Consider the following 13,888-nt stretch of genomic DNA (forward strand, 5'->3'; position numbering starts at 1 on the left):
GGCCTGTCATCTGTCCTTGTTTCCAACTTGAAATGATGAATACACCTGAGTCACTTTACGCTGCTGGGTACCAGCGTAGTACGATATGCCACTAAAATTCAGGTGATGGGCGGATTCTAGCACCTTGCCAATCTGCCACCCCCGTATATACAAGCAAAATGCTTATGAACTATTGCCATGCCAGCATAATTGGCCGATACATGCTTTCTGCACTGCTTTCGTATTCGCAGAGCAACCAGACGGTTTTAGCGTTCCCGCTGCCAGGGCTTAAAACTCAGCCACAAGAGAAATCCCGGTATCTGCAATGCCAGATTAATGCCCAGCGCCACCTGATAAGCTTTTGCCGGATAAACACCGTTTTCCATCGGCCACAGATTGATGATGCTGCCCAGCCCCCACTGCACCAGGAATCCAAGCATGAAAATCACCAGATTGTATGATGTGCTGACACGCCCGATCAGGTGCGGCGGCACACTCTGCGCCACAATCGCATAATTCATGGCCGCCGATGAGCCAAAACAACTGAACCCCACCGCAATCACAAACGGGCTGACCGGCACCTCCAGCACCATCAGCACCTCGATCAGCAGAAAACAGGCCAGCCCCCCGCCACACACCAGTATGGGCTTGAACCCCCGTTTATGCAAAATATCGGTCAGCCAGCCAAACGCCAGCGACCCCACCACCATGCCCACGGTACCGGCAAACAGCACGTTCGCCACTTCCAGCCGTGACAGATGCCTGACATCATGCAGCCAGGGGCCCATCCATAGTCCTTGAATCGCCATGAATGATGCATGAGCGAACAGCGTATAAAATGCCAGCCGCCAGAAAGACCAGGTGCTGTACAACTGCGCAACGGCTCTGGTCATATCCGAAAGCCGGGTCTTTTGTTTTTTAGGATGCTCGGGCACCATGAAAAACATTGCTGTACTGAGCGCCACGGTGACGCCCGCCAGACATAAAAACACGATGCGCCAGTCTGTATAGGTAAGCGCCAGTTGCACCGGCGTGGTGGCCACCATGGCCCCCATGCCACCGACAGCCAGCACAATGGCCGTTGCCAGCGACAACTTCTGCGGTGGTAGCCAGAGCGAGCAGGCTTTAATGGACGCCATCAGCGAACCCGCCACCCCCAGCCCGATCAGCCCGCGGGCCACCGCCAGCATCCACAGCGTATGGGCGCTGGCAAACATGGCCGCTCCGGCGGCAGCCACGGCCAGCATGGGAATTTGCACCCGGCGCGGACCAAAGCGATCCAGCGCCACACCTATCGGCAACTGCGCCAGCGCAAACGTCAGCAGGTAGACACTGGTCAGCAGGCCCAGATTGTTGGCCTCCAGCCCCAGGTCATGCGCCAGTTCCGGATACACCACCGCATTGACTGTGCGAAACAGATAAGAAATAAAATGTGCCAGTGCAAACGGCAACAGCACCATGCCCAGCAAACGCAGCAAACCGAATTGAGGCGGCTCATCCCCCGCCAATGCGGCAGCCCCTACTGGCGCAGCCTGTTCTGTCTCTGCCGTGCTTTTCATGTCAGATTTGTCTCGGTGATACGGGCCTGTGGCCTCTTTAAAAATGTGTTCGTCATTCTAACAGATTCACTTACCGCGTTTATTCGGTACACAGATCAGATGGCAAAATGGAGCCAACCTATTCAGGCCGGTGATTCAGTTGTCCGCCACCGCTGCATGCTGCTGGCGGTAACGCTGCAAATGCGCATCCAGCAAATTGGCCAGATCCAGCGTACTGTTCATGCCGTAATTCAGAGAAATCACTTTAAAAGAATCCATATCATGCACCGATGACAACTCACCTGCGGCGACACCGTCAGAATCCGCTGCCCGGTGCAGCTTCACCCGCAACCAGTCACTTTCTGAATTGGTTGGTGGCACATAAAACCCATCGATGTCCGCCCACTTCAAACGCAGGCTGCCTGTCAAAGTGCTTGCGGTCAGTCCCTCATCATCAAGCTGTAGATAAACCTTGTTGCGAAACGCCACATTCACAAGGAGCCAGCCCGCCACACATACCAGAATCACGGCGATGAATGCTGTCAGGCCGTTATACGCCATCACCCCCAGATAGACCGCCCCGGCCAGCATAACCAATGCCGCCCCGCAGACTGCTGCAATACCCAGGTACCTTTTTCTGTCCGGATAAAGCCGGATCGTTTTTTCTGTTGATTTTTCAGGCATATGCATGGCACCTTGTCCGGTTGATGCTGGTACGCGCATTCTAACAAAGCAGCCGCATGACCCTTTTATAAACCGACAGCACCTGTCGCCCAGTGTCATGATGCTCAGGGCGCATTAAATCGCATAATCGCTCACCGTTTGTTGCGTGGTCTGCGCGTCCAGCAGATCCTGTAACGTCTTTTCCTGATACACCTGCTCTATGGCTGCCTGCGCCTGCTGCCACAACGCAGCAAATACCGTATCCACCGCCTGCACCCCGGCCTGGTGCTGATCAACTGAATAAATATCGCCATCCATGAAACGCACGATTTCTACAATATGCATGCTGGTGGTCTGGCGTGCCAGCCGGAAACCGCCGTTTAAGCCGCGCCGGCTTTCCACAAAACCACCGCGCCGCAACTGGTTCAGGATATTTTCCAGAAACCGTGCCGGCACCGCCTGGGCCCGGGCGACCTCCTGCAAACGGACCCACTTTGAGCCCTCCTGCCGGAGCCCCAGCTCAAAAAGCGCCCTGAGCGCATACTGGCACTTTAACGATACACCCATGATGCGGTCTTCCCTTTAAAACTGCCACCGGAAACAGCAAATACAAATTTTTCTGTATATGAATATAACAACTCTGTATTTGCACTTTGGCACCTTATCTGTCACACTTTGACATATAAAATATTATAAATATTACCATATTAGTAATATTTTAAAAAATAGAAAATTCAGTTGCTAACCCATTAAACTGAATGCTATTTGTCAGAAGACCCATAAGGAGAAATTGATCATGACACGCATTTATAAAGACAACTCCCAATCCATCGGGCATACCCCGCTGGTCAAACTGAATCGCATCGTCGGTCAAAACGCAACCGTGCTGGCCAAAATAGAAGGGCGTAATCCTTCCTACTCTGTCAAATGCCGCATTGGCGCCAGCATGATCTGGGACGCCGAGAAAAAGGGGCTGCTTAAACCCGGCTCGCATATCATTGAGCCCACCAGCGGCAATACCGGTATTGCGCTGGCCTATGTGGCCGCAGCACGCGGCTACCAGTTAACGCTGACCATGCCAGAGACCATGAGCCTGGAACGCCGCCGTGTGCTGGCATTTCTGGGTGCCAACCTGGTACTCACCCCCGGAGCTGAAGGTATGCCCGGCGCTATTCGCAAAGCGGAAGAAATTGCTGCTTCCGGCTCACAGTATTTCATGCCGCAGCAGTTCAAAAACCCGGCCAATCCGGCGATTCATGAACAGACCACCGGCCCTGAAATCTGGGAAGACACGGCAGGCCAGGTGGATGTGCTGGTATCCGGCGTTGGAACCGGCGGTACCATCAGCGGTACATCGCGTTTCCTGAAAAAGCATAAAAAAATCACCAGCGTTGCGGTGGAGCCCAGCACCAGCCCGGTCATCACGCAACACCTGGCTGGCCAGCCAATCAAATCGGGGCCGCATAAAATTCAGGGGATTGGTGCCGGGTTCATTCCTGACACACTCGATCTGTCCATCGTTGACCTGGTAGAACAGGTCAGCAGTGAAGATGCCATTGAATTTGCCCGCCGCCTGGCCAAAGAAGAAGGCATTCTGGCCGGGATCTCTTCCGGGGCAGCGGCACTGGCGGCCAGCCGTCTGGCTGCAAAACCCGAATTTGCAGGCAAAACCATTGTGGTGGTTCTGCCCGATGCCGCCGAGCGTTATCTGTCGTCGGCCCTGTTTGAAGGCGTCGGCCAATAAACCCCGTTCTGCCCATTAAAAAACGGCGATGTCATGCACATCGCCGTTTTTCTATCCACACCGCATCCGTCTCAGTATGGTTTCAGTACGACTTGTCAGTATCCGGTGTAATGCCGCCCCGCAGCCGGCTGGCAACCGGCTGCTCATTATCCAGCCGGAGTCCTTTCGGCAAAGGAAAATGCACCTCTTCATTGATGCCATCCATATTTCTGAGCGCAATCACTCCAAAACTGCGCAAACGGTCAATCACCTGCTGCACCAGCAGTTCCGGCGCAGAAGCGCCTGCCGTCAAACCGACTGCACCGGCCTGCGCAAACCATTCTGCCCGCAGTTCTGAGGCATTATCCACCATGTAGGCCGGTGTTCCGCGGCGTTCGGCCACTTCACGCAGGCGGTTGCTGTTGGAGCTGGTTGGACTGCCCACCACCACCACCACATCCACCTGCTGGCTCAGCAGTTTAACTGCGTCCTGCCGGTTCTGGGTGGCGTAGCAGATGTCCTGTTTTTTCGGCTCACGAATGTTAGGAAACCGCGCCTTGATCGCTTCCATAATCACCATGGTATCGTCCACACTGAGCGTGGTTTGTGTTACCACCGCCAGCTTTTCGGACTGCTCGGGCTGCAACAAGGCCACATCTTCGGGGCTGTCCACCAGGTGAATGCCGCCATCCAGTTGGCCCATGGTGCCTTCCACCTCCGGGTGTCCTTTGTGCCCGATCATGATGAATTCATACCCTTCACGGCGCAGCTTGGCCACTTCAACATGTACTTTGCTCACCAGCGGGCAGGTCGCATCAAAAATGCGAAAACCGCGTTGTGCCGCCTCCTGCTCAACCGCCTTGCTCACCCCATGGGCGCTGAACACCAGCGTTGCCCCGGCCGGCACTTCGGCCAGGTCCTCAATGAACACGGCCCCTTTTTCACGCAGGGTATTGACCACATAAGTGTTATGCACAATTTCATGCCGCACATAAATAGGCGCGCCAAAAATCGCCAGCGCACGCTCCACAATTTCAATGGCACGGTCCACGCCGGCACAAAATCCGCGCGGCTCAGCCAGCACCAGCGTTACCGGCTGCTCAGCCGCACCGGATGGCTGAGGTGACATGGTCTTGGAGCCCGATGTTCCCGGCATTACAGAACTCCGATCAGTTCCACTTCAAAAATGACCGGCTGCCCGGCCAGGGGATGGTTGAAATCAAACTTCACTGCCGAGTCGCTGACTTCACGCACCATGCCGGCATAAGTACCAATGCCGTCAGGCATTGGAAACTGCACCACATCACCTTCACTGTAATCTTCGTGATGGTCCCCCAGTTCCTTAAGCAGCTTGCGCGCCACCCACTGCACCAGTTCCGGGTTGCGCTCGCCAAATGCCTCCCCGGCGTTTAAACGAAATTCTTTGCGCGTACCTTCCGGCAATCCGATCAGAACCTGCTCCAACGCGGGCGAGAGTTCTCCGCTGCCCATTCCCAGTGTGGAAGGCTTGCCCGCAAACGTATTGATGATGTCAGCACCATCAGAACCGGCCAGCCGGTAATGCAAGGTCAAAAAAGATTCAGGCCCGACAACAGAAGCAGTCATTTCATTCCTTTTGATCAGTATGTAGGGGGTCTTGTTATTGTTTTTGAACCATCAGTTCATGCTATAAAGATATGTTATTTTAAAGGTTTATGCTTGCCCACGGCAGGTTCAGGCATAAACTCCTGTTACTGGTTCATACAACACACCAACCCGATCTTTTGAATACGAATTACATTCATGTCACTCAAATCACTTCCTGCCGATGCGCGCCCGCGCGAAAAACTCATCACCCATGGTGCCGGCTCGCTGGCCGACGTGGAACTGCTGGCCGTACTGCTGCGCACCGGAACCAAAGGCCGCTCGGTACTGACCATGGCGCAGGAACTGCTCAGCCAGTTTGGCGGACTGGCCGGGCTGCTGAACACCAGTTCCGAAGAACTCAAACGATTCAAGGGACTGGGTGGCACTGCCAAACGCGCAGAACTGATTGCCGTGCTGGAGCTGGCTCGCCGGGCTTTGGCACAAAAGCTCAAAGCCATGCCCGTGTTCACCAGCCTTCAGGCGGTGACCGATTATCTGCAACTGCAACTCGGTGCTTTGCAGCACGAAGTATTTGCCGTACTGTTTCTGGACACACAGCACCACCTGATCGAGATGAAAAAACTGTTTTACGGCACACTGACACACAGCAGCATTTACCCGCGCGAAGTCGTTATTGCCGCATTGATGCATAACGCGCATGCCGTCATCCTGGCGCATAACCACCCCTCCGGGCAAACCGCGCCGTCGTCAGCCGACAAGCAGGTCACTCAGGCGCTCACCAAAGCGCTGGCGCTGGTTGACATTCATGTGCTGGACCATATCATTGTGGGCAAAGGGCAAAGCACCTCCATGGCCGAGCAGGGCCTGTTATAAAATACACACTTTGGTGCCGATGCACACCCCAATGAAAAAAACCAACCACTCAAACCCCTCTGCTGCTTCTTCACCCGCCCAAGCCGTCAACAGCCTGGCCGACCTGAAGCAGCTCAAAAAAGAATTACAACAGCGCACACAACAGGCAGAAGAAGAAAAAAAACGCGCCCAGGAACAGGCCCGCAAAGCACGGGCCGAGCAGAACCTGTTTCGCAGCAGCATGGGCGACGTGACACCGCTGAAAAACACGGGCCGGGTTGTGCTCCGCTCACCCAAACCCATCCCCCACCCGAAACAGCGCGAGCAGGACGAACAGCGTGTACTGCAAGAATCGCTCTCAGATGAGTTTGACGTGGAATCGCTGCTGGATACCGATGAAGCGCTGTCGTTCCGGCAATCCGGCATTGGCACCGATGTGGTCCGCAAACTGCGCCGCGGTCACTGGGCTTTGCAGGCGCAACTGGACCTGCACGGCTACCGCCGCGACGAGGCCCGCGAAGCGCTGTCGGCATTCCTGCGCGAAGCCACCAAACAGGGCTTGCGTTGTGTACGCATTGTGCATGGCAAAGGCCTAGGCTCCCCCGGAAAAACACCGGTACTGAAAACCTGGGTCATGAGCTGGCTGGCGCAAAAAAACGATGTGCTGGCCTACACCCAGGCACGCGCTGCGGAAGGCGGTGCAGGCGCACTGATTGTGCTGCTGCGCACGTCGCAACCCGTATAAATTACGGCCAGCCATCGGGAACCACCATGCCCAACCCCGAAACCATTGTTTTTTGCAAATAGCGTACAGTAATGGCAGCATGGTAAAGTACCATGCAGTTGACAACTGTTTTGACGACACTCATGCCCAACAAAACTCAATCAATTCACTGGATGCGCCAGGCACTTGAGCAGGCACAGCAGGCCATTTACCTCTCCGACCCCAACCCACGGGTAGGCTGCGTGCTGGTGGACGCGCAAAACCACTGTATCGGCCGCGGCTATACACAGGCGGTTGGCAGCCCTCATGCAGAAATCATGGCCTTGCGTGATGCCCAGGCCAAAGGCCATGCCGTGCAGGGCAGCACCGCTTACGTCACACTCGAGCCCTGTTCACACCATGGCCGCACACCGCCGTGTGCCGATGCTTTGATTGCGGCTGGCGTTGCGCGGGTGGTCATTGCCGCAACAGACCCCAACCCGCTGGTTGCCGGACAAGGCATTGAACGGCTGCGTGCGGCAGGCATTCAGGTAGAAACCGACGTTCTGGCCCATGACAGTGAAGAACTGAATATCGGTTTTTTCTCACGCATGCAGCGCCAGCGCCCGTGGGTGCGGCTGAAAATGGCCTGTAGTCTGGATGGTAAAACGGCACTGCCCAGCGGCGAAAGCCAATGGATCACCGGCAGCATGGCACGTGCTGACGGGCACCACTGGCGGGCACGCGCCAGCGCCATTCTGACCGGCGTGGGCACCATTCTGGCGGATAATCCGCAACTGAATGTGCGCTCCTGCGAAACACCCAGGCAGCCATGGCACGCCATTGTCGATACCCATCTGCAAATGCCGCCGAATGCCATGCTGTTTCAAACCAGCCCGCAGGTGGTCATCTACACCGCCAGCACAGATACAGCACGCCAGCAGGCACTGCAACAGGTGGGCGCAACTATATGCGCCGCGCCCCTGTCTGCTGATGACCATATCGATCTGCCATGGGTTTTGCATGACCTGGCTCAACGTGAATGCAATGAATTGCACGTGGAAGCCGGCAGCACGCTCAGCAGCGCCCTGCTAAAAGCCGGACTGGCCGATGAACTGCTCGTGTACATGGCTCCCAGGCTGATGGGTGAGGGCAAAAACTTCATCACCGGTTTTCAGGCCGATACATTGGCACACACCATGAACTTCACCTTCACACAGGTCGAGGTGCTTGGTGAAGATATACGGCTGATGGCACGCCGCTATCCGGCCAATGTGCGCCGTTCGTAAGCACATGTTATACCCATACGCACAGGTATTTAACCGCTTCACACTACAATCTTTTTATTAAGAATTTGACTGGCTTCATCATGTTCACAGGCATCATCACCGGCGTAGGCCGCATTCAGCAAGCCACACCGCTGGCACAAAATACCGGCTCGCCATCACAGCATGGCCTGCACCTGACCATACAGGCCCCGCAAGGTTATCTCAACGATGTACAACTGGGCGACAGCATTGCCCTGAACGGTGCCTGCATGACCGTCACATCCTTCGACAAGCCCAGCCATACTTTCAGCATCGATATTTCTACCGAAAGCCTGCACAAAACAGCAGGGTTGAACCAGGCGGGCAACCAGGTCAATCTGGAAAAAGCCATGCAACTGCAAGACCGTCTGGGCGGCCATCTGGTCAGTGGTCATGTTGATGGCATCGGGCATGTACAGCAAATGAAGCCGGTAGGCGAATCCTGGCTGCTGGAAGTGCTGGCCCCGCCGGAGCTCAGCCGTTTTCTGGCCTATAAAGGTTCGGTCACTGTCAATGGCGTGAGCCTGACCGTCAATCAGGTCAGCGACATTGCGGGCAAAGGTACCGTGGTCAGCATCAACCTGATTCCGCACACGGTACAAAACACCACGCTGGGTCAGTTACAGGCCGACAGCCCGGTCAATCTGGAAATTGACCTGATTGCGCGCTACGTTGAGCGCATGCTGAGCGCCACGCAGGCATTCAGCTAAGAAGGCCTGCAGCCCTATGACTACCAGCCGGCGGGCTGGCGTGCGCGCATTGCTTTCAGAATGATTTCGGCGGTTTCGGCACGCTCCGCACCTTTGGCAAAATCATAAGCCGTCAGCCCCTGCTGGTTTTTCAGCTCGGGGTCGGCGCCCTCCTGCAACAGCAGCTCCACACCGGCATCGCTGCCATAGTGCGCTGCCATCATCAGCGGCGTGGTGCTGTTAGGCGACTCTGCATCAATGTAGGCGTAATTCTCCAGCATCAGTGCAATCAGCGCCGGGTCATTTTGCGAAGCCGCGTAATGCAGCGGTGTCCAGCCCGTCTTATTGACCAGCGCTTCACGCGCAATCAAAGCCTGCGCCTGCGGCAGCAGGCCTTTAATGGCTGCCATCATCAAAGGTGATTCGTCATGGCTGTTCAGATAGTTCACATCGGTACGCTGGTCGGCAATCAGCACGTCAGCCACTTTCAGCGCATCTGACTGCAACGCCAATACCAGTGCACATTGCCCGCTGGCATCCTTGGTATTGGGGTCAACACCGCGGCTGAGCATGGTTTTGACTTGGCTGACATCATCGGCTTTAACCGCATCCAGAAAATCACTGCGGCTATCTGCCTGGCTGCTGATACCTGTCAGCAGCAGCAACACCAGCATTCCATAATGGATCAGATAATGTCTTTTCATGCTGTACCCTTTACCTTTGCAAATAATGTTTCAAAATTCCGCGTTGTCTGCGCCCCCACATGCGCTGCATCGGTACGCCACAGGTCGGCCAGTACCGCTGCAACAAATGGCACGTAGGCAGGCATATTCGTTTTGCCCCGGTACGGCACCGGTGCCAGATAGGGGCTGTCGGTTTCAATCAGGCACGCGTCATGCGGCACCATTTGCGCCACCTCGCGCAATTGCGCCGCATTCTTGAACGTCAGTATGCCTGAAAAAGAAATATAAAACCCCAGATCCAGCGCCTGCCGGGCCACATCCATGGTTTCCGTGAAACAGTGGAACACGCCCTGGATTTTCCCTGGCCCGTTCACCGCTTCTTTCAGCATGGCCACCGTATCCGCCGCGGCCGCCCGTGTATGAATCACCAGCGGCAAAGCCGCCTCGCGCGCCGCTTCAATATGGGTGCTGAACCGGTCGCGCTGCCACTGCATCTGCGCATGGCTGCGCTCACCAAATTGAAAATAATCCAGCCCCGTTTCGCCAATGGCAACCACACGTGCATCAGCAGCACGGCTCAGCAGGTCAGATTTCAAAGGCTCCTGGTCGTGTTCATTTTCCGGATGCACGCCAATGCTGGCCCACAGATTGGCGTGCGTATGCGCCAGTTGCCGTACCTGCTCAAAATCTGCCAGCGTCGTGCTGATGCACAGCGCCTGCGTCACCTTGGCCTGCTGCATTTGCAGCAGTACCTGGTCCATTTGCGATACCAGTGAAGCATCGCTGAGATGGCAGTGTGAATCTACAAACATGGAACCCTATTACGTAAAAATCGGTTCATTCAATGAACCGATTCATTATTGGATCAACCCGGCAGACAAGGCAGGCGGCAAGTACCGGCAATTACATGGTGTGCGTTACACGCCCATGCGGTACAAAACTCGCCAGCAACGCTTCAATCTGCGTCTTCAACTGCTTGCACTGCTCGTTATCAGGAAAAATAATACCAATGCCCTGCGGCCTTTGGCCCGATGAGTGCTCCGGTGTAATCCAGGCCACCTTGCCCGTTACCGCAAAACGCTGCGGATTATTCGGCAGCGAAACCAGCGCATACACACTATCCCCCATCTGGTATTTTTTAGAAGTGGGAATAAACAATCCGCCCTGGCGAAACTGGGAAATATACGCCAGATACAGTGCCGTCACCCCTTTGATATTCAATTGAATCACACTGGGGCGTGCAGCAGATGGCACGGGCTGAGGATTTGCACTTGCATTCATAATAGGTCGTCTTCGCAGCAGGTTACTTCTTCACACCCTCATTATAACGGGTGAATCAAACCCCATTAAGGTAAAACTGCACAGGACCAGCAGTTTTATCCCCTATTGCACATGCCAAGCACGTTTTCAGCCCGACAGCACCTGCTGTGCCCTGCTGAGCAGTGCCTGGGCATAAAGTGTCGCATTCCAGGGATGCTCGGCTTTGCGGCTGGCCTGCATGATCTCCTGCGACCAGGCCAGCACCAGTGGCCGGTTGACCTTTTGCGGCAGGTGTTTCAAATCAAAAAAACGCGGTGTTGCGCCTGTTTGCACTGCCAGCAGGTCATGGCAGAGTTTGCCGACCGTATCCAGCATCTGTGCCGGGGTCATATCCTCCAGCACGGCCATTTGCCCCTGGGCCAGTCCGCGTGGAATCTGCTGCCATTTCTGTGCTGTCATCCCCTGTTCAACCAATTGCACCGCCAGTGCCGGCCGGCCACCAGCGGCCGCCAGCAACACCTGTGGTGCTTCAACGCCCTGCTGCTCCAGCCACGCCAAAGCTTCTGCCGGCTCGGGCCAGTGCATCTGATACACCTGGCAACGGCTGCGTATTGTCGGCAGCAGACGCTGCGCATTTTCACTGACCAGAATAAACCGTGTATGGCCGGGCGGCTCTTCCAGCGTTTTCAGTAAGGTATTGGCCGATACCGTATTCATCCGCTCTGCCGGATAAATCACCACCACCTGCCCCGGGCGGCGCGCTGCCGTGCGCTGGGTAAATTCAATCATTGTCCGCAACGCTTCAATGCGGATTTCTTTGCTGGGCTTGCGCTTTTTATCATCGCTGCCGGCAGCCTCCGGCTCTTCCTCTCCCCAATGTAAAGCAAGGGCCAGCTCCTGCGGCAGCAGAACCCTCAGGTCGGGGTGTGTATGCGCTTTCACCATGTGACAGCTCTCACAGTGCCCGCAGGCGATTCCCCCCTGCGGCGAATCACACAGCCAAGCTCGCGCCAGTGCCAGCGCCAGATCAAACTGGTTCAGCCCGCCAGGCCCGGCCAGCAGCCAGGCATGCCCCTGCCGCTGCACCAGCGCCTGCAGCTGCCTGCTGATCCAGGGCGCCAGTTGTGCCGGTTGCATATCTTCATTGCCTGCGGCCATTACAGAATCCCTCTGCTGCACAAGGCCTGCTGCACCTGCTCGGCCACCGCCTCAATTGACAATGACGCATCAATTCTGGCAAAGCGCTGCGGGAACTGCTGCATCCGGGCTGCGTAGCCCTTGGCAACCAGCTCAAAAAAACCTTGCGGTTCGCTCTCAAAACGGTCCGGTACCCGTACCGGCCCCAACCGTTTGGCGGCCTGTTCGGCCGGCAGATCAAACCACAAGGTCACATCCGGCTGCGTACCCTGCTGCACCCATTGTTCCAGATGCTGTAACACCTCCAGATCAAACCCGCGCCCATACCCCTGGTAGGCAAAGGTTGAATCGGTAAAGCGGTCGCATAATACCGCCGCCCCGCGTTGCAGCGCAGGCAGAATCACCTGCGAAAGATGGTCGCGGCGCGCCGCAAAAATCAGCAAGGACTCGGTCAGCGCATCCATCGGGTCATTGAGTACCAGTGAGCGCAGTGTTTCAGCCAGGGCGGTTCCCCCCGGCTCGCGTGTCCGCACCACTTCGCGGCCGGCAGCCGCCAGCGCTTGCGCCGTGCGCTCGATATGACTGGACTTGCCAGCGCCATCAATGCCCTCAAACGTAATGAAAATACCGTGGCCAGTTGGTTTGTTCATTGCTCACTCACAGTTGAAGACGGGCGCGGTGGTGTGGAGCGGCCCCGGATGTAATGGTCTACCGCACGGTTATGGTCGTTCAGCGAATCGCTGAAATGGCTGCTGCCATCACCCCGTGATACAAAATACAATGCACTGGTTTTAGCCGGATGCACCGCCGCCAGCAACGAATCCCGGCCCGGCATGGCAATCGGGGTTGGCGTCAGGCCCGCGCGGGTGTAGGTGTTATAAGGCGTATCGGTATCCAGATTTCTGCGCGTAATGCGCCCGGTGTAACTGTCGCCCAGCCCGTAAACCACGGTCGGGTCGGTTTGCAACAGCATGCCACGGTTCAGCCGGTTGGTGAAAACACCTGCCACCATGAACCGGTCCTGCGGCCGGCCGGTTTCCTTCTCAATGATAGAGGCCAGAATCAGCGCCTCATACGGGGTTTTCAGTGGCAGTCCCTGATCACGCTCCTGCCATACCTGCTCCAGCGTCTTATCCATCATGTGCATGGCACGCCGCAGAATATGCAGGTCGCTGCTGCCTTTGCTGAACGTGTAGGTGTCCGGAAAAAACATCCCTTCAGGGTGGACTCCGGGCTTGCCCAGCGCCTCCATGATCTGTGCATCGGTCATCTGCGCCGTATCGTGTTTGATATCGGGCGCCTGTGCCAGCCGCTGGCGTATCTGGGCAAAAGTCCACCCCTCCACAAACACAATGGTCTGGTAGGTTTCAGCCCCCAGAACCAGTTTTTCCAGAATGCTGCGCGGCGTATCGGTTGCGGTAAATTCATAGCTCCCGGCACGGATGGCACGGGCCTGCCCCGACCATCTGAAATACTGGTACAGCAGTTCCGGATGCGTCTGCACCCCTGCATTCACAATGGTCTGCGCAACAGCACGGGCTGAGGTGCCCGGAGCAATTTCAACTTCCACCGCAGACTGCGTCATCGACACCGGCGCATCAATCCACCACCATGCCCCGGCAGCCAGCGCCACTCCCGCCACAATGGCCAGCATAATCAGCCGGCTCAATAGCCTGCCTATAAAGGATGGTTTGCGCGGCTTTTTTTTCTGGGTTGCTTTCTGTTCAGCCATAATACTTACTGTACTTCCTCCAATTTACCCGCAAT

General features: G+C 56.1%; 16 protein-coding genes. 5 read left to right on the forward strand and 11 right to left on the reverse strand.

The annotated features are described in order from the left end of the window. Nucleotides 1-245: 245 nt before the first annotated feature. The 3 genes from AACY98_RS13780 to AACY98_RS13790 form a co-directional block, all read right to left on the reverse strand. Complete coding sequence (locus tag AACY98_RS13780; protein ID WP_339805927.1) at nt 246-1,538, reverse strand: MFS transporter; 1,293 nt, start codon at nt 1,536-1,538, stop codon at nt 246-248. 135 nt (nt 1,539-1,673) lie between these two features. Continuing rightward, complete coding sequence (locus AACY98_RS13785) at nt 1,674-2,201, reverse strand: hypothetical protein (RefSeq protein WP_339805929.1); 528 nt, start codon at nt 2,199-2,201, stop codon at nt 1,674-1,676. A gap of 114 nt (nt 2,202-2,315) precedes the next feature. Further along, complete coding sequence (locus tag AACY98_RS13790) at nt 2,316-2,747, reverse strand: RrF2 family transcriptional regulator (protein WP_339805931.1); 432 nt, start codon at nt 2,745-2,747, stop codon at nt 2,316-2,318. A 229-nt stretch (nt 2,748-2,976) separates the two neighbouring features. Here AACY98_RS13790 and cysK point away from each other — a divergent pair, with 229 nt between their 5' ends. After that, nucleotides 2,977-3,924, forward strand: a complete 948-nt coding sequence (gene cysK / locus AACY98_RS13795) for a cysteine synthase A (RefSeq protein WP_339805933.1) — start codon at nt 2,977-2,979, stop codon at nt 3,922-3,924. 82 nt (nt 3,925-4,006) lie between these two features. On the opposite strand, the gene ispH is transcribed toward cysK, so the two are convergent. Both ispH and AACY98_RS13805 read right to left on the reverse strand, forming a co-directional pair. After that, on the reverse strand, nt 4,007-5,032 hold the full coding sequence (gene ispH, locus AACY98_RS13800) for a 4-hydroxy-3-methylbut-2-enyl diphosphate reductase (RefSeq protein ID WP_126980496.1): 1,026 nt from the start codon (nt 5,030-5,032) through the stop codon (nt 4,007-4,009). A 26-nt stretch (nt 5,033-5,058) separates the two neighbouring features. Next, entirely contained in the window at nt 5,059-5,508 is a 450-nt protein-coding gene (locus AACY98_RS13805; protein ID WP_339805935.1) for an FKBP-type peptidyl-prolyl cis-trans isomerase, read from the reverse strand. A gap of 177 nt (nt 5,509-5,685) precedes the next feature. Between AACY98_RS13805 and radC the strand changes: the two genes are divergently transcribed. The 4 genes from radC (at nt 5,686) to AACY98_RS13825 (ending at nt 9,062) form a co-directional block, all read left to right on the forward strand. Beyond that, on the forward strand, nt 5,686-6,363 hold the full coding sequence (gene radC / locus AACY98_RS13810; RefSeq protein ID WP_339805938.1) for a RadC family protein: 678 nt from the start codon (nt 5,686-5,688) through the stop codon (nt 6,361-6,363). A 31-nt stretch (nt 6,364-6,394) separates the two neighbouring features. Next, nucleotides 6,395-7,087 (forward strand): Smr/MutS family protein, encoded by a 693-nt coding sequence (locus AACY98_RS13815; RefSeq protein ID WP_339805940.1) that lies wholly within the window; start codon nt 6,395-6,397, stop codon nt 7,085-7,087. A gap of 92 nt (nt 7,088-7,179) precedes the next feature. Next, nucleotides 7,180-8,334: a bifunctional diaminohydroxyphosphoribosylaminopyrimidine deaminase/5-amino-6-(5-phosphoribosylamino)uracil reductase RibD gene (gene ribD / locus AACY98_RS13820; RefSeq protein WP_339805942.1), complete on the forward strand. Its 1,155-nt coding sequence runs from the start codon at nt 7,180-7,182 to the stop codon at nt 8,332-8,334. An 80-nt stretch (nt 8,335-8,414) separates the two neighbouring features. Next, the gene (locus AACY98_RS13825) at nt 8,415-9,062 is read left to right on the forward strand and encodes a riboflavin synthase (protein WP_339805944.1); all 648 of its coding nucleotides are present in this window, start codon (nt 8,415-8,417) and stop codon (nt 9,060-9,062) included. Nucleotides 9,063-9,082: 20 nt separating this feature from the next. Here AACY98_RS13825 and AACY98_RS13830 read toward each other — a convergent pair whose 3' ends face one another. The 6 genes from AACY98_RS13830 to mltG form a co-directional block, all read right to left on the reverse strand. Next, the gene (locus AACY98_RS13830) at nt 9,083-9,745 is read right to left on the reverse strand and encodes an ankyrin repeat domain-containing protein (RefSeq protein ID WP_126980396.1); all 663 of its coding nucleotides are present in this window, start codon (nt 9,743-9,745) and stop codon (nt 9,083-9,085) included. Continuing rightward, entirely contained in the window at nt 9,742-10,536 is a 795-nt protein-coding gene (locus tag AACY98_RS13835; protein ID WP_339805947.1) for a TatD family hydrolase, read from the reverse strand. The genes AACY98_RS13830 and AACY98_RS13835 overlap by 4 nt, the downstream gene beginning before the upstream one ends. 91 nt (nt 10,537-10,627) lie before the next feature. Next, on the reverse strand, nt 10,628-11,005 hold the full coding sequence (locus AACY98_RS13840) for a PilZ domain-containing protein (protein ID WP_126980398.1): 378 nt from the start codon (nt 11,003-11,005) through the stop codon (nt 10,628-10,630). A gap of 126 nt (nt 11,006-11,131) precedes the next feature. After that, nucleotides 11,132-12,142: a DNA polymerase III subunit delta' gene (holB, locus tag AACY98_RS13845; RefSeq protein WP_339805949.1), complete on the reverse strand. Its 1,011-nt coding sequence runs from the start codon at nt 12,140-12,142 to the stop codon at nt 11,132-11,134. After that, on the reverse strand, nt 12,142-12,771 hold the full coding sequence (gene tmk / locus AACY98_RS13850) for a dTMP kinase (RefSeq protein WP_339805951.1): 630 nt from the start codon (nt 12,769-12,771) through the stop codon (nt 12,142-12,144). Before tmk ends, holB begins: the two co-directional genes overlap by 1 nt. Then, the gene (gene mltG, locus AACY98_RS13855; RefSeq protein ID WP_339805953.1) at nt 12,768-13,853 is read right to left on the reverse strand and encodes an endolytic transglycosylase MltG; all 1,086 of its coding nucleotides are present in this window, start codon (nt 13,851-13,853) and stop codon (nt 12,768-12,770) included. Before mltG ends, tmk begins: the two co-directional genes overlap by 4 nt. Between the last annotated feature and the right edge of the window lie 35 nt (nt 13,854-13,888).

The sequence above is a fragment of the Saezia sanguinis genome, from assembly GCF_963921665.1.
Taxonomy (GTDB): Bacteria; Pseudomonadota; Gammaproteobacteria; order Burkholderiales; family Burkholderiaceae_C; genus Saezia; species Saezia sanguinis.

Excerpts from the sequence above, each read along its gene's own strand:
- AACY98_RS13780 (WP_339805927.1), bottom strand. The coding sequence starts at position 1,538 with ATGAAAAGCACGGCAGAGACAGAACAGGCTGCGCCAGTAGGGGCTGCC.
- AACY98_RS13785 (WP_339805929.1), bottom strand. The coding sequence starts at position 2,201 with ATGCCTGAAAAATCAACAGAAAAAACGATCCGGCTTTATCCGGACAGA.
- AACY98_RS13790 (WP_339805931.1), bottom strand. The coding sequence starts at position 2,747 with ATGGGTGTATCGTTAAAGTGCCAGTATGCGCTCAGGGCGCTTTTTGAG.
- cysK (WP_339805933.1), top strand. The coding sequence starts at position 2,977 with ATGACACGCATTTATAAAGACAACTCCCAATCCATCGGGCATACCCCG.
- ispH (WP_126980496.1), bottom strand. The coding sequence starts at position 5,032 with ATGTCACCTCAGCCATCCGGTGCGGCTGAGCAGCCGGTAACGCTGGTG.
- AACY98_RS13805 (WP_339805935.1), bottom strand. The coding sequence starts at position 5,508 with ATGACTGCTTCTGTTGTCGGGCCTGAATCTTTTTTGACCTTGCATTAC.
- radC (WP_339805938.1), top strand. The coding sequence starts at position 5,686 with ATGTCACTCAAATCACTTCCTGCCGATGCGCGCCCGCGCGAAAAACTC.
- AACY98_RS13815 (WP_339805940.1), top strand. The coding sequence starts at position 6,395 with ATGAAAAAAACCAACCACTCAAACCCCTCTGCTGCTTCTTCACCCGCC.
- ribD (WP_339805942.1), top strand. The coding sequence starts at position 7,180 with ATGCAGTTGACAACTGTTTTGACGACACTCATGCCCAACAAAACTCAA.
- AACY98_RS13825 (WP_339805944.1), top strand. The coding sequence starts at position 8,415 with ATGTTCACAGGCATCATCACCGGCGTAGGCCGCATTCAGCAAGCCACA.
- AACY98_RS13830 (WP_126980396.1), bottom strand. The coding sequence starts at position 9,745 with ATGAAAAGACATTATCTGATCCATTATGGAATGCTGGTGTTGCTGCTG.
- AACY98_RS13835 (WP_339805947.1), bottom strand. The coding sequence starts at position 10,536 with ATGTTTGTAGATTCACACTGCCATCTCAGCGATGCTTCACTGGTATCG.
- AACY98_RS13840 (WP_126980398.1), bottom strand. The coding sequence starts at position 11,005 with ATGAATGCAAGTGCAAATCCTCAGCCCGTGCCATCTGCTGCACGCCCC.
- holB (WP_339805949.1), bottom strand. The coding sequence starts at position 12,142 with ATGGCCGCAGGCAATGAAGATATGCAACCGGCACAACTGGCGCCCTGG.
- tmk (WP_339805951.1), bottom strand. The coding sequence starts at position 12,771 with ATGAACAAACCAACTGGCCACGGTATTTTCATTACGTTTGAGGGCATT.
- mltG (WP_339805953.1), bottom strand. The coding sequence starts at position 13,853 with ATGGCTGAACAGAAAGCAACCCAGAAAAAAAAGCCGCGCAAACCATCC.